This is a genomic window from Acidovorax sp. NB1 (genome assembly GCF_005405905.1).
Classification (GTDB): Bacteria; Pseudomonadota; Gammaproteobacteria; order Burkholderiales; family Burkholderiaceae_C; genus Acidovorax.
Genome location: NZ_BJHU01000059.1, coordinates 72,187 through 86,004 on the forward strand (window position 1 = coordinate 72,187; position 13,818 = coordinate 86,004).

The window sequence follows — 13,818 nt, forward strand, 5'->3', positions numbered from 1 at the left end:
TGAGGCAAGCGTTTTGTGCACGCTCAGCGCAGCGCGCTGATGCCCGTCTCCCTACGATTCCTGGCACGGCGTGCACCACGCAGGCCCCATCCGAGGAGACACACAATGACAGCACACCAACCCTCCAAGCGCCGGTGGATCAAAGGCGCAGCCGCCACGGTCGGCACCCTAGCCGTGGCGCCCCAGTTGTGGGCACAGGGCAGCAGCGCGGCACCTGTTCGCATCGGCTACGCCATTGCCCGCACGGGCCCCTGGGCGGCCGGTGCCCAGGTGAGCCAGGAGCCCAACTACTTGCTGTGGGCCGAACAGGTGAACGCAGCGGGCGGCCTGAGCGTGAAGGGCACCAAGCGCCCTATCGAACTCATCGGCTACGACGACCGCAGCGAGACCGAAACCTGCGTGCGCACCTACGAAAAGCTCATGGGCAGCGACAAGGTGGACCTGATCCTGCCGCCCTGGGGTTCGGGCGCCAACTTTGCCATTGCGCCGCTGGCCAACCGCTTTGGCTACCCGCTGCTGGCACCCACGGCGCTGTCGCGCAAGCTGATCGACATGAACCTGCCCTACTTCTTCTCGCTGCTGCAGCAGCCCGACAAGATGATGGGCGCGCTGGTGGACATGCTGGTGGCCAACAACGTCAAGACCATTGCCATCGTCTACATGGACGACCTGTTTGGCCTCGAAAACTTTGCCGCGCTGAACAACGCGCTCAAGAAGACCAGCATCCAGGTGCTGGAGCGCAAGAGCTACCCGCTGGGCGTGAAGGACTTGGCCCCCGTGCTGCGCGGCATCAAGGACCAGAACCCCGACGCCTTCATCGGCATCACCTACCCGCCCGACACCATCCTGGCCAGCCGCCAGGCGCGCGAGGTGGGCCTGAACCCCAAGTTCTTCTACGCGTCGGTGGGCACAGCCTTCCAGCTCTACAAGAACGTGATGCAGGCCAACACCGAGGGCGTGATCGGCATGGGCTCGTGGAGCGTGAAGACCAGTCCCGAGGCCAAAGCCTACTTCGACGCCCATGTGAAGAAGTTCAACAAGGAGCCCGACCGCTGGGCCAGCGGCCACGCCTGGGCGGGCCTGCAAATCCTGCAGCAGGCCGTGGAAAAGGCGGGCCTGGACCGCAAGGCCCTGCGCGAGCACATCGCCAAGAACGAGTTCAAGACCATCCTGGGCGGCATCCGCTTCCAGGGCAGCGAGAACGCGTCCATCCCCGGCACCGTGAGCCAGTGGCAGGGCAGCGACTTCGAAGTCGTGTGGCCCAAGGACCGCGCCACGGCGCAGTTGAACACCGCGAAACCAGCCTGGAAATAACACTGTGTCTTTGACTTCCTGGGCCGAACTGGTCGCCAGTGGCCTCATTACCGGCGGCATCTACGCGCTGGTGGCCATGGGCCTGAACCTGCAGTACGGGCTGATGCGCATCATGAACATCTCGCATGGCGAGTTCCTGATGCTCGGCGCCTTCCTCACCTGGTCGGCGCACAGCCTGTGGGGCATCTCGCCGCTGCTGCTGATGCCGCTGGCTTTCATCGCGCTGTTTGTGCTGGGCGTGGTGGTGCATGCGCTGTGCTTCAAGCGCCTGGCCGCCCGCGCGCCCAACGTGGACGTGTTCGAGGCGCGCAGCCTGATGGTGGGCTTTGGCCTGATGTTCCTGGTGCAAAACACCGCCCTCTTGATCTGGGGCGGCGACCTGCGCGGGTATGAATACCTGGCCGATCCGGTGCAAATCGCGGGCATGCGCTTTACCGAGAACAAGCTGGTGCTGTTTGGCGTGGCACTGGCGCTGTCGGCCGGGCTGATCGCGCTGCTCAAGCTCACACTGCTGGGCAAGGCGGTGCGGGCGCTCATGCAGTCACCCACCGGCGCGCAGCTGGTGGGCATCAACACCCGGCGCCTGCACCCGATGATGTTCGGCATCGGCTTGGGCCTGTCGGGCGTGGCGGGCTCGCTGCTGTCCATGACGTATGAAATCTCCCCGTCGATGGGCGAGCCGTATACCGTCACTGCGCTCATCGTCATCACGCTGGGTGGCTTTGGCAGCTTGGCGGGCAGCCTGGCTGGCGGGCTACTGCTGGGCGTAGTGGAAGCCTTGGGCATGCATTTCAGCAGCCCGTCTCTCAAGATGCTGCTGAGCTACGCCGTGTTCATCGGCGTACTGATCTGGCGCCCCAACGGACTCTTCTCGAAAAAATGACTTCCCTACATTCCAACAAGCCCTGGCTGGCGCTGGCTGCGGGGGTGGCGGTGGTCGCCACCCTGCCCTGGCTGGTGTCCGAGTTCATGGCCTCCGTGCTGCTCAGCTGCCTGATGTACATCGCGCTGGCCACCAGCTGGTCGCTGTTCTGCGGCGCCACACGCTACCTGTCGCTGGCCACGTCAGCCTTCTTTGGGATCGGCGCCTACACCAGCGCCACGCTGCTGGCGGTACTGCCCTGGCCGCTGGTGATTTTGAGCGGCGCACTGATTGCCACAGCCGTTGCCGTGGTGATGGGTGCCGCCGTGCTACACCTGCGCGGCACCTACTTTGCCGTGCTCACATTCGGCATGACCGAGCTGATCCGCCATGCCGTGACCTTTGTCGAAAAGCAGGTGTCTGGCACGGTCGGCCGCGTGCTGACGGTGGTGCCCAGCAACGAAACCGTGTACCTCACCGTGCTGCTGATCGCGGCCACGGCCATCGCGGCATCCATTGCCATCCAGCGCAGCCGGTTTGGCCTGGCGCTGTCGGGCATCGGTGCGGATGAGCAACGCGCACAGACGCTCGGCGTGGACACACGGCTGGCGAAGATCTTGGGGTTTGGCATCACGGCCGCTTTTGCGGGCGCCGTGGGCGCGGCCATGGCGGTGCGCTGGACGTACATCGAGCCCGCGGCTGTGTTCAGCCCATTCATTGGCTTCCAGACGGTATTGATCGCATTGATTGGCGGCGCCACCAGCATCGGCGGCCCCATCCTGGCGGCCATCGTGTTCAGCCTGCTGGCCGAAACACTGCGCCTGCAGCTGCCCTACGGCTACATGATGGTGCTGGGCCTGCTGCTGATCTTGTGCGTGATGTACCTGCCCAATGGCCTGGCCACGCTGTGGCAGAGGCGCAAGCCTGCGGTGGAGGCACACCATGGCTGAAGCCCTGTTGACCATCGACGCCGTGACCGTGCGCTTTGGCGGCCTCACGGCCGTGGACGGCGTGAGCGCCACACTGCACAAGGGCGAGCTGATCGGCATCATCGGCCCCAACGGCGCGGGCAAGACCACGTTCTTCAACGCCATCTCGGGCGTGCAGCCGCCCACGTCAGGCACGCTGGTGAGCGGCACCGACAACCTGACCGGCAAGGGCCCGCACCACTATGCGGCCCACGGCATTTCGCGCACCTTCCAGACGCCGCGCGTGTTTCCTGACATGACAGTGCGCGACAACGTGCGCTTTGGCATGCAGTTCGCAGGCCGCCACCGCCAGGGGCCGGAGGGCCTGCGCAGCGAAGGCGAGATCCTGGCCATGCTGGGCCTGGCCCACCTGGCCGACCGCCCCGCCGCCGATGTGACGCCGTCGCAGCAGCGCCTGCTGGAGATCGGCATGGCCCTGGGCACTCGCCCGCGCCTGCTGCTGCTCGACGAGGTGGCCGCGGGCCTGACCGAATCCGAAGTGGACGCCATGGCCCAGCGCATACGCCGCCTGCGCGACGACTATGGCCTGACGGTGGTGTGGATCGAACATGCAGTGACGACCCTGCTCAAGTACGTGGAGCGCGTGCTGGTGCTGCACCAGGGCCGCAAGATTGCCGACGGCACGCCCGCCGAGGTGGTGCGCGACCCGCAGGTGATCGAAGCCTATTTGGGTGACGAAATGGCCAGCAGCAAAGAACAAGGAGCCACGGCATGAGCGGCGCACACCTGCAAGTGCAGAACCTGACGACCGGCTACCACGGCTTTCAGGTGCTGCAAGACCTGACACTGGAGGCCGCGCCCGGCATCACCGTGATCGTTGGCCCCAACGGCGCGGGCAAGACCACACTGCTCAAGGCGCTGGCCGGGCTGCTGCCGCGCACGGGCACCGTGCAGCTGGACGGTCAGTCCGTGCCTGCCGTGAACGCCACGGCGTGCGTGCAACGTGGCCTGGCGTTAGTGGCCGAGGGCCGCCAGCTCTTCCCGCAGATGACGGTGACCGAAAACCTGGAACTGGGTGGCTGGCTGGTGCCATCGCGGGTGCGGGGCGAGCGTCTGCAGCAGGCCTTTGAAGACTTTCCCCGCCTCAAGGAGCGTGCGCAGCAACTGGCGGGCACCATGAGCGGCGGCGAGCAGCAGATGGTGGCCGTGGCCCGCGCGATGATGAGCGGCCCGCGCCTGTTGATGCTGGACGAACCCTCGCTGGGCCTGGCACCGCGCATGGTCGATGAACTGCTCGCCATCGTGCAGCGCATTGCCGCGCAGGGCGTGACGGTGCTGATGGTCGAGCAGAACGTGCGCAAGGCACTGCAGATTGCGCAGCGCGGCTATGTGCTGGAGCGCGGGCGCATCGTGGCGTCCGGCAATGCGCTGGATCTGCTGCAATCCGATGTGGTGCGCCAGGCCTATCTCGGCGTCGCCTGAACCCCCTACCCCCCTTCTTTCATCTGTTCTTCTTCAGGAGCTTTCATCCATGACTGCCATTTCCATGCTGATCAACGGCGAGCGAGTGCAAGCCACCGGCGGCGCCACGTTCGAGCGCCGCAACCCGCTCGACGGATCGGTCGCCACCACCGCCCCTGCCGCCAGCGTGGCCGATGCCAAGGCCGCTGCCGACGCAGCCGCCAAGGCCTTCCCGGCATGGTCCGCCCTTGGGCCCAACGCACGCCGTGCGCTGCTGCTCAAGGCCGCGCACGCGCTGGAGGCCCGCACGGCCGACTTTGCGGTTGCCATGGCGGCGGAGACCGGTGCATCTGGCATGTGGGCGGGCTTCAACGTGCACCTGGCTGCTGGCCTGCTGCAGGAGGCCGCCGCGCTGACCACACAGATCGCCGGTGAAGTGATCCCCTCCGACGTGCCCGGCAGCCTGGCCATGGGCGTGCGCCAGGCAGCGGGCGTGGTGCTGGGCATTGCGCCGTGGAACGCCCCCGTCATTCTCGGCGTGCGCGCCATCGCCACACCCCTGGCCTGCGGCAACACGGTGATCCTGAAGGGGTCGGAGTTGTGCCCCGCCACCCATGGCCTCATAATCGAAGCCCTGCAGGAGGCCGGTTTGCCCGCTGGCGTGGTGAACTTTGTGACCAACGCACCCGCCGACGCTGGTGCTGTGGTCGAAGCCATCGTGGCCCACCCGGCAGTGCGCCGCATCAACTTCACCGGCTCCACCAAGGTAGGCCGCATCATTGCGCAGACCTGCGCCAAGTACCTCAAACCCGTGGTGCTGGAGCTGGGCGGCAAGGCGCCGCTTCTGGTGCTGGATGACGCCGACATCGACGCCGCCGTGGCGGGCACCGTGTTTGGCGCGTTTGCCAACTCGGGCCAGATCTGCATGTCCACCGAACGCATCATCGTGGACAACGCCGTAGCCGACGAATTCGTGGCCAAGTTGGGCGAGCGCGCCAAGGCCCTGCCCCTGGGCGACCCGCGCAAGGGCCCGGTGGTGCTGGGTTCGGTGGTGGACATGGCCACGGTGCACCGCTGCAACGCCCTCATCGACGACGCACTGGCCAAGGGCGCCAAGCTGGTCTGCGGCGGCAAGAGCGACAGCACACTCATGCAGGCCACGGTGCTGGACCACGTGACGGCCGCGATGGACATCTACCGCGAAGAATCGTTCGGCCCCGTCAAGCCCGTGGTGCGCGTGAACGGTGTGGAAGAAGCCATTGCCTGCGCTAACGACAACGAGTTCGGCCTGTCGTCTGCCGTGTTCAGCCGCGACGTGGCCAAGGCCTGGAACGTGGCGGCGCGCATCGAGTCGGGCATCTGCCACGTCAACGGCCCCACGGTGCATGACGAAGGCCAGATGCCGTTTGGGGGCGTGAAGAGCTCGGGCTATGGCCGCTTTGGCGGCATGGCCGGGGTGCGTGAATTCACCGAACTGCGCTGGATCACGGTGCAGACCACGCCGCGCCACTACCCCTTCTGACAATCAAAAAAGATAGCTGCTAACGCTTTCTGGACAGGCGGTAGCGGCTTTTTTTATTCAGAAAATCAAACCGTGATCGCATCCAGCGGCCAGCGCGGCTTCACGTCAAAGGCGTAGTCGGTGCTGGCTTGCTGCTGCCCCGCCTGCAGCCGCATTGCAGCAGCCATGGCGATCATGGCGCCGTTGTCGGTGCACAGGTGCAGCTCGGGATAGTGCACCCTCACTTTGTTTTGCGCGCAGGCCGTGTTGAGCTGTGCACGCAGGTGCCTGTTAGCCCCCACGCCACCGGCCACCACCACACGTTTCAGGCCCGTCTGCTTGAGCGCGGTCAGCGTCTTCTTCACCAGCACATCGACAATCGCCGCCTCGGTGCTGGCGGCCAGGTCAGCCTTGCGCGACTCCAGTTCGTCGCCCAGCTTCTTGGCTTGCGTGAGCACGGCAGTCTTGAGCCCGGCAAACGAAAAATCCAGATCACCGCTGTGCAGCAGAGGCCGTGGCAGCTTGAAGGCCGTGGCGCTGCCTTGCTCCGCCAGCCGGGACAGCGCCGGGCCACCGGGATAGCCCAGCCCCATGAGCTTGGCGGACTTGTCAAATGCCTCGCCCGCCGCATCGTCAATGGTCTCGCCCAGGATCTCGTAGCGGCCCACGCCATCCACGCGCATCAGCTGGGTGTGACCGCCCGAAACGAGCAGGGCCACAAAGGGAAACTCCGGCGGGTCGGCACTGAGGAAGGGCGACAGCAGATGCCCCTCCAGGTGGTGCACACCCAGCACCGGCCTGTTGAGCGCCGCACCCAGGGCGCAGGCTACGCCCGCCCCCACCAGCAGCGCCCCCGCCAGCCCCGGGCCACGTGTGTAGGCCACCACGTCCACATCGGCCAACGTCTGGCCGGACTCGGCCAGCACCTCTTTGGCCAGCGGTAGCACACGGCGGATATGGTCGCGGCTGGCCAGCTCGGGCACCACGCCGCCATAGGCCTGGTGCATCTCGATCTGGCTGTGCAGCGCGTGTGACAGCAGCGTAGGCACGGCATCGCCCGTAGAACGGACCAATGCCACGCCGGTTTCGTCGCACGAAGATTCAATACCCAGGATCAGCAAGCTCATGCCCGAAGTGTAAAACCCATGCGATCCGGGCCACCCAAAAGCAAAAAAACCCCTGCTGGCATCCACCAGCAAGGGTTGAAAGAGGCCATGGCCCCAGGGCTTACCAGCGGTCCGACCGCATGCGCAGCTCCCAGCTGCCCGCGCGCAGTTCGTACACGCCGACGGCGCCGTAGCGTTGCTCGCCCTTGTCATCCCAGGTCATGGTGCCGATCACGGGGGCGTAGCCATTGATGCTGTGCATGGCCTTGGTGATGTCCTTGGGGTCGGCGGACTTGGCCTTCTGGATGGCGGCTGAGAGCACGTAGGTGCTGTCGTAGCTGTAGTGGCCGCCGTAGGCCGGGGGCTTTTTGTAGGCGGCGATGTACTTCTCCAGGAAAGGCTTTCCGGTGGAGAACTCCTTGGCCTCCAGCACGGGCGAGGTGGCGTAGATGCCCTGCACGATGCCGCCGCCCTTGGTCATGTCGGTGGTCTTGATGGTGTCGCCGCCCAGCAGGCTGACCTTGGTGTGGTCCACCTTGCGCAGGGCTTCGAGCAGTGCCAGCGCCTGGAAGTCGTTGAGGGTGGAGACGATCACATCGACCTTGGCGGCCTTGAGTTCACCGGCCAGTTCGTCAAACGCCACGGTCTTGTCGTCGAACGACTTGCGGACCACCACTTCTTTTTTCTCGGCCTTGAGCTGCTCGGCGGCGCCGTCGGCCAGGCCCTTGCCGTAGGGGGTGCCGTCGTCCAGCGCGGCATAACGTGCGGCGCCCAGCTGGGTGGCGGCAAACGAGCCGATGGCGCGGGCCTGCAGGGTGTCGTTGCCCACCATGCGGAAGGTGGTGGAAAAACCCAGCTGCGTGAACTTGGGGTTGGTGGAGATGGCGATCTGGGCAATGTCCTTGGCGGCGTAGATGGGCGCGGTCTCGATGCTCACGCCCGAGTTCAGGTGCCCGATGACGGCCACCACGCCCGCATCCACGAGCTGCTGGGCCACGGCCTTGCCGGTGGCGGCGTCGGCCTTGTCGTCCACCGAAACCACCTCCAGCGTCACGCGCTTGCCGTCCACCGTGTAGCCGGATTTGTTGAGTTCATCCACCGCCAGGGTCACGCCGTTGAGCAGATCCTGCCCCAAGGCGCCCAGCGGGCCGCTCAGGGGTTGCGCCACACCAATTTTGATGGTGTCCGGCACCTTGCCGCATCCGGTCAGGAGTGCGGCAGTCGCCACTGCGGTCAGGGCCAGGCTGGCCGAGAAGCGGCGCCGGTTGAAGTGCTTGTTCATGCAAAAAACTCCATATCTGAATGTCGAAGTGACCGGATGTATATGCGAGGCCACCCGGAGGCGCTATCGGGTATGCCCTCCCGCAGCGTCCTTAATTAGCAACTTTCAGGCCCCGCAAGGCGGGCCGCCGCGGCCTATGGGCGTGTTGAAGGTCTTTTCAGCGCATTGCAGCGCTTCGTCGCTTTTAGAGGAGGCTACCCAACAGACCGCGCCCCCTCGGCGGCCCCTTGGTGGCCACCCCGCCCGCGCATTGGCCCTGTGTGCACCGCTTCGGCGCACCCAAATACGGCGTGAAAATTGCTTATGCTCAGCGCTATGAATGAGGCTTTGCGCATCGTGGTGGTCGCCCCGGATCTGGCGGTCACCGACCCACACGACGAACACGCCGTCCTGCAGGCGGAGCGGTCGCGTGCGCTGCGCATAGGTTTGCTGGAAAACAACTTCAACCTGGTGGCCACGCTGCCCGCCGACGTTTTTCTGAGCGAACGCATTGCCCAGCTCCAGCCCGACCTGATCATCGTGGACGCCGAGAGCGAAGCCCGCGATGCGCTCGAACATGTGGTGATGGCCACGCGCGACGAGCGCCGCCCCATCGTGATGTTCACCAACGACGAGGACACCTCGCACGTCAAGGACGCAGTGGCGGCGGGTGTGTCGGCCTACATCGTGGCGGGCCTGGCGCCGCAGCGCATCCGCCCCATTCTGGACGTGGCGATGGCGCGCTTTCAGCACGAACAGGCCCTGCGCGCTGAGCTGGCCGATGCCAAGACCGAACTCAAGGACCGCAAGACCATCGACCGCGCCAAGGGCCTGCTCATGCAGCGCCAGGGCCTGACCGAACAGGCGGCCTACGAAAAGCTGCGCAAGACCGCCATGGACAAGGGCCTCAAGCTCGTGGACGTGGCGCAACGCATGCTGGACGTGATGGATCTGCTCGGCTAGTGACATCCCCCTGAGGCGCTGCGCGCCTTCCCCCTTCTCCCGAATCGCTGGCGCGATGCGGGAAGAGGGACGCGGCCCTCGCTGCGGGGCGGACCTTGGCTTGCCGCCCTGGCTTGGGCTGCGTCCAGATCCACCGGTTTCTCCTACATGGTGCGCCGCACAACCGCAGTGCAGACCGCACACATGCACCAGCCGTGAACATTTCAAGCCCAAAAGGCTTTCTCCGCACGACCATATTGCCCAAGCAGCTATCAAAAACATAGTGATTGGAGAGCTGAATAGGCGCAACACAGGCTGGCACGCTGCTTGCATTAACCCTGGTAAGACCAAAGACGGTCCCACCCTGACAGCACCGGCCCAATGGCGGGCCAGTGCTGACACAAAGCCCCCCAATGGGCTTTGCCATGGACAAAGGCGTCCCTCTCCGAGCCCGTTTGCGCATGCAACCCGGCCAGGGGAGGACGCCTTTTTTGTTTTTTAACGCACCGAGGAACCGCCCCATGACCGATCTGTTGAAAACCAGCCTCAACCGCCGCACCGTGCTGCAGGCCGCTACCGTGGGCGCCGTGGGCGTGAGCCCTGCCCTGCGTGCCCTGGTGCATGCACAGGGCTCGGACGCCCCCGAGAAGAAGGAAGTGAAGATCGGCTTCATCCCGCTGACCGACTGCGCCAGCGTGGTGATGGCGTCGGTGCTTGGCTTCGACAAGAAGTACGGCGTCACCATCATCCCCACCAAGGAAGCATCGTGGGCCGGTGTGCGCGACAAGCTGGTGAACGGCGAGCTGGACTTTGCCCATGTGCTGTATGGCCTGGTCTACGGCGTGCACCTGGGCACGGCCGGCCCCAAGAAGGACATGGCCGTGCTGATGAGCCTGAACAACAACGGCCAGGCGATCACGCTGTCCAAAGCGCTGGCCGACAAGGGTGCGGTGGACGGCCCCTCGCTGGCCAAGCTGATGGCCAAGGAAAAGCGCGAGTACACCTTTGCAGGCACCTTCCCCACCGGCACCCACGCCATGTGGATGCACTACTGGCTGGCGGCGGCGGGCATCAATCCGCTGTCGGGCGCCAAGCTGATCACCGTGCCGCCGCCGCAGATGGTGGCCAACATGCGCGTGGGCAACATGGACGGCTTTTGCGTGGGTGAGCCCTGGAACCACCGCGCCATCATGGACGGCATCGGCATCACTGCCAACACCACCCAGGACATCTGGAAAGACCACCCCGAGAAGGTGTTGGGCACGTCGGCCGAGTTCGTCAAGAAGAACCCCAACACCACCCGCGCGGTGATGATGGCCGTGCTCGAAGCCAGCCAGTGGATCGACGCCAGCCTGTCCAACAAGATGAAGATGGCCGAGACGGTGGCGGGCAAGGCCTACGTCAACACCAGCGTGGACGCGATCAACCAGCGCATCCTGGGCCGCTACCAGAACGGCCTGGGCAAGACCTGGGACGACCCCAACCACATGAAGTTCTTCAACGACGGCGCGGTGAACTTCCCCTACCTCTCGGACGGCATGTGGTTCCTCACGCAGCACAAGCGCTGGGGTTTGCTGAAGGACCACCCCGACTACCTGGGTGTGGCCAAGCAGATCAACCAGATCGACCTCTACAAGTCGGTGGCCAGCGCCATGAAGATCAATGTGCCCAAGGACGTGATGCGCTCCAGCAAGCTGCTCGATGGCGTGGTGTGGGACGGCAAGGACCCCGCCAAGTACGCCGACAGCTTCAAGATCAAAGCCTGATCGGGCGCCCCACCCCGCCCCGACCTGCACACCCGGCCTCTTCAAAGGATTCACAGGAGAAACACCATGGTCAGTGCCGTTTTTCACTCCCCCCTGGATGCTGCCCCTGCCGGGGTTGCACAGAATGCTATGAATAATGTAGCTACAAACGCTTTACCAGCAGGCGCAAGAGCCCAAAAAACCTTGAATCCTGCACCCGCAGCCAAGGCAACGACCGCGCCCGGCGCCACAGCACCTGCCGCGCCTGCCGCACGCGACTGGGCGGCGCTCTCGCGCAGCTTCTGGCTGGCCGTGCTGCCGCCGCTGTGTGGCCTGGGCCTGCTGGTCGGCCTGTGGGCCGTGGTCTCCACCACCACGGGCGGCAGCATCCCCAGCCCGATGGAGACGTGGAAACAGGCGCTGGACATCTTCAGCAATCCGTTCTACCGCAACGGCCCCAACGACCAGGGCGTGGGCTGGAACGTGCTGATGTCGCTGGAGCGCGTGGCCATCGGCTTTGGCATGGCAGCGCTGGTGGGCATTCCGGCGGGCTTCGTGATCGGGCGCTTCAATTTTCTGTCGCGCATGTTCAACCCGCTCATCAGCCTGCTGCGGCCGGTGTCGCCCCTGGCGTGGCTGCCCATCGGCCTGCTGGTGTTCAAGGGCGCCAACCCGGCCGCCATCTGGACCATCTTCATCTGCTCCATCTGGCCGATGATCATCAACACCGCCGTGGGCGTGCAGCGCGTGCCGCAGGACTACATGAACGTGGCCCGGGTGCTGAACCTGAGCGAATGGAAGATCGCCATCAAGATCCTCTTCCCCGCCGTGCTGCCCTACATGCTCACCGGCGTGCGCCTGGCCGTGGGCACCGCGTGGCTCGTCATCGTGGCGGCCGAGATGCTGACCGGCGGCGTGGGCATCGGCTTCTGGGTGTGGGACGAGTGGAACAACCTCAACGTCAAGAACATCATCATCGCGATCTTCGTGATCGGCATCGTCGGGCTGCTGCTGGAGTTTGCGCTCATCAAGTTGGCCACCGCATTTACGTTCGAAGAGGTGAAAGCATGAACACGACCACCACAGCAGCATCTGCACACCCCTCCATGAGCACCAAGTTCATCGAAGTCCACGGCGTCGAGCAGACCTTCAAGACGGCCAAGGGCTTGTTCCCTGCGCTGCGCGACATCAACCTGACCATTGCCAAGGGCGAGTTCGTGGCACTGATCGGCCACTCGGGCTGCGGCAAGTCCACGCTGCTCAACCTGATCGCGGGCCTCACCACCCCCACCAACGGCGCGCTGCTGTGCGCCAACAAGGAGATCAAGGGCCCGGGGCCTGAGCGCGCGGTGGTGTTCCAGAACCACTCACTGCTGCCCTGGCTGACCTGCTTCGACAACATCTACCTGGCGGTGGAGCGCGTGTTTGGCGCCAAGGAGACCAAGGCCCAGCTCAAGGCCCGCACCGATGCTGCGCTGGCGCTGGTGGGCCTCACGCCCGCAGGCCAAAAACGCCCCGGCGAAATCTCGGGCGGCATGAAGCAGCGCGTGGGCATTGCCCGGGCTCTCTCCATGGAACCCCAGGTGCTGCTGATGGACGAGCCCTTCGGCGCACTCGACGCCCTGACCCGCGCCAAGCTGCAGGATGAGCTGCTGGAGATCGTCGCTCGCACACAAAGCACCGTGGTCATGGTGACCCACGACGTGGACGAGGCCGTGCTGCTGTCCGACAAGATCGTGATGATGACCAACGGCCCTGCAGCCACCATTGGCGAAGTGCTGACCGTAGACCTGCCCCGCCCCCGCAAACGCGTGGAGCTGGCAGAAGACCCGCAGTACGTGCACTACCGCAAGGCGGTGATCGACTTCCTCTACACCCGCCAGGGCCACGTCGAAAAAGCCGCCTGAGCGGCCGGGCCGGCACCGGCCCAAACAACCAAAACAAAAGGGCTCTGGCCAGATCGGTCAGAGCCCTTTTTCGTTACATCCCCATGGCAGGGCCATCGCACGCGCGCAGCTCCAGACCAGTGCCCTCGCGCAAGGGCCGCCCCGCCGCGTTGGGCGCGTCCCCCCTCCGGGGGAAAGGCACCGCAGGCGACTCAGGGGGTCGTCAATGGCTACCGGTGATGTACTGCTCCAGCTGTTCGATGATGAATTTTTGCTCGGAGATGATGTCCTTCACCAAGTCTCCAATCGAGATCATGCCGACCAGCTTGTCATTGGCGTCCACCACCGGGAGGTGGCGCATGCGGCCCGTGCTCATGATCTGCATGCACTGCTCGCTGGTCTGGTCGGGCCGCACAAAACGGACGGCAGAGGTCATCACATCCCGCACCTGCGTGACGGACGAGGTCCGCCCCATGAGGGCGATCTTGCGGGCGTAGTCCCGCTCCGTGAAGATGCCCACGATGGCCTCGCCCTCGGTCACCAGCAGGGCACCAATGCCCTTGTCGGCCATGAGCTTGAGCGCATCAAACACCAGGGCCGTGGGGGCGATGGTGTGCACGATGGCATCGGGTTTGGATTGAAGAATCTTTGCGACGCTGGTCATGGGAACCTCCCTCGTGAGAACTGAAACAGGCTGAAGGTTATTTCAGCCCATAAGCCCCGCGCGCGCAACCCGCGCAAGCCCGATTTGCCGAGGTTTTTGGCCCCTGTGTAGCGGCTGCGATGCATATGTTTCGCCACTGTTGCATTC

General features: G+C 65.0%; 13 protein-coding genes. 10 read left to right on the forward strand and 3 right to left on the reverse strand.

Annotated features, from left to right (window positions below; genetic code table 11):
• Positions 1-105 precede the first annotated feature (105 nt).
• From AvAM_RS25015 to AvAM_RS25040, 6 genes are read left to right on the forward strand one after another with little or no spacing between them, the layout of a single operon-like run.
• The gene (locus AvAM_RS25015; protein WP_137749611.1) at positions 106-1,314 is read left to right on the forward strand and encodes an amino acid ABC transporter substrate-binding protein; all 1,209 of its coding nucleotides are present in this window, start codon (positions 106-108) and stop codon (positions 1,312-1,314) included.
• Positions 1,315-1,318: 4 nt separating this feature from the next.
• Positions 1,319-2,197: a branched-chain amino acid ABC transporter permease gene (locus AvAM_RS25020; RefSeq protein WP_137749612.1), complete on the forward strand. Its 879-nt coding sequence runs from the start codon at positions 1,319-1,321 to the stop codon at positions 2,195-2,197.
• A complete protein-coding gene (locus tag AvAM_RS25025; protein ID WP_137749613.1) occupies positions 2,194-3,126 on the forward strand; it encodes a branched-chain amino acid ABC transporter permease in 933 nt (310 codons plus the stop codon). Before AvAM_RS25020 ends, AvAM_RS25025 begins: the two co-directional genes overlap by 4 nt.
• Positions 3,119-3,880, forward strand: a complete 762-nt coding sequence (locus tag AvAM_RS25030; protein ID WP_137749614.1) for an ABC transporter ATP-binding protein — start codon at positions 3,119-3,121, stop codon at positions 3,878-3,880. The genes AvAM_RS25025 and AvAM_RS25030 overlap by 8 nt, the downstream gene beginning before the upstream one ends.
• On the forward strand, positions 3,877-4,587 hold the full coding sequence (locus tag AvAM_RS25035; protein ID WP_137749615.1) for an ABC transporter ATP-binding protein: 711 nt from the start codon (positions 3,877-3,879) through the stop codon (positions 4,585-4,587). The genes AvAM_RS25030 and AvAM_RS25035 overlap by 4 nt, the downstream gene beginning before the upstream one ends.
• Positions 4,588-4,636: 49 nt before the next feature.
• The gene (locus tag AvAM_RS25040) at positions 4,637-6,088 is read left to right on the forward strand and encodes an aldehyde dehydrogenase (protein ID WP_110959883.1); all 1,452 of its coding nucleotides are present in this window, start codon (positions 4,637-4,639) and stop codon (positions 6,086-6,088) included.
• Positions 6,089-6,153: 65 nt separating this feature from the next.
• Here AvAM_RS25040 and tsaD read toward each other — a convergent pair whose 3' ends face one another.
• Complete coding sequence (gene tsaD, locus AvAM_RS25045) at positions 6,154-7,194, reverse strand: tRNA (adenosine(37)-N6)-threonylcarbamoyltransferase complex transferase subunit TsaD (RefSeq protein WP_137749616.1); 1,041 nt, start codon at positions 7,192-7,194, stop codon at positions 6,154-6,156.
• Between the two features lie 100 nt (positions 7,195-7,294).
• On the reverse strand, positions 7,295-8,455 hold the full coding sequence (locus tag AvAM_RS25050) for a branched-chain amino acid ABC transporter substrate-binding protein (RefSeq protein WP_137749617.1): 1,161 nt from the start codon (positions 8,453-8,455) through the stop codon (positions 7,295-7,297).
• A 315-nt stretch (positions 8,456-8,770) separates the two neighbouring features.
• Here AvAM_RS25050 and AvAM_RS25055 point away from each other — a divergent pair, with 315 nt between their 5' ends.
• The 4 genes from AvAM_RS25055 (at position 8,771) to AvAM_RS25070 (ending at position 13,028) form a co-directional block, all read left to right on the forward strand.
• Complete coding sequence (locus AvAM_RS25055; RefSeq protein ID WP_137749618.1) at positions 8,771-9,397, forward strand: ANTAR domain-containing response regulator; 627 nt, start codon at positions 8,771-8,773, stop codon at positions 9,395-9,397.
• 500 nt (positions 9,398-9,897) lie between these two features.
• The gene (locus AvAM_RS25060; RefSeq protein ID WP_137749619.1) at positions 9,898-11,142 is read left to right on the forward strand and encodes a CmpA/NrtA family ABC transporter substrate-binding protein; all 1,245 of its coding nucleotides are present in this window, start codon (positions 9,898-9,900) and stop codon (positions 11,140-11,142) included.
• A 66-nt stretch (positions 11,143-11,208) separates the two neighbouring features.
• A complete protein-coding gene (gene ntrB, locus AvAM_RS25065) occupies positions 11,209-12,192 on the forward strand; it encodes a nitrate ABC transporter permease (protein WP_137749620.1) in 984 nt (327 codons plus the stop codon).
• Positions 12,189-13,028 (forward strand): ABC transporter ATP-binding protein, encoded by an 840-nt coding sequence (locus AvAM_RS25070; protein ID WP_137749621.1) that lies wholly within the window; start codon positions 12,189-12,191, stop codon positions 13,026-13,028. Before ntrB ends, AvAM_RS25070 begins: the two co-directional genes overlap by 4 nt.
• 202 nt (positions 13,029-13,230) lie before the next feature.
• Here AvAM_RS25070 and AvAM_RS25075 read toward each other — a convergent pair whose 3' ends face one another.
• Positions 13,231-13,671, reverse strand: a complete 441-nt coding sequence (locus AvAM_RS25075) for a CBS domain-containing protein (protein ID WP_137749622.1) — start codon at positions 13,669-13,671, stop codon at positions 13,231-13,233.
• Between the last annotated feature and the right edge of the window lie 147 nt (positions 13,672-13,818).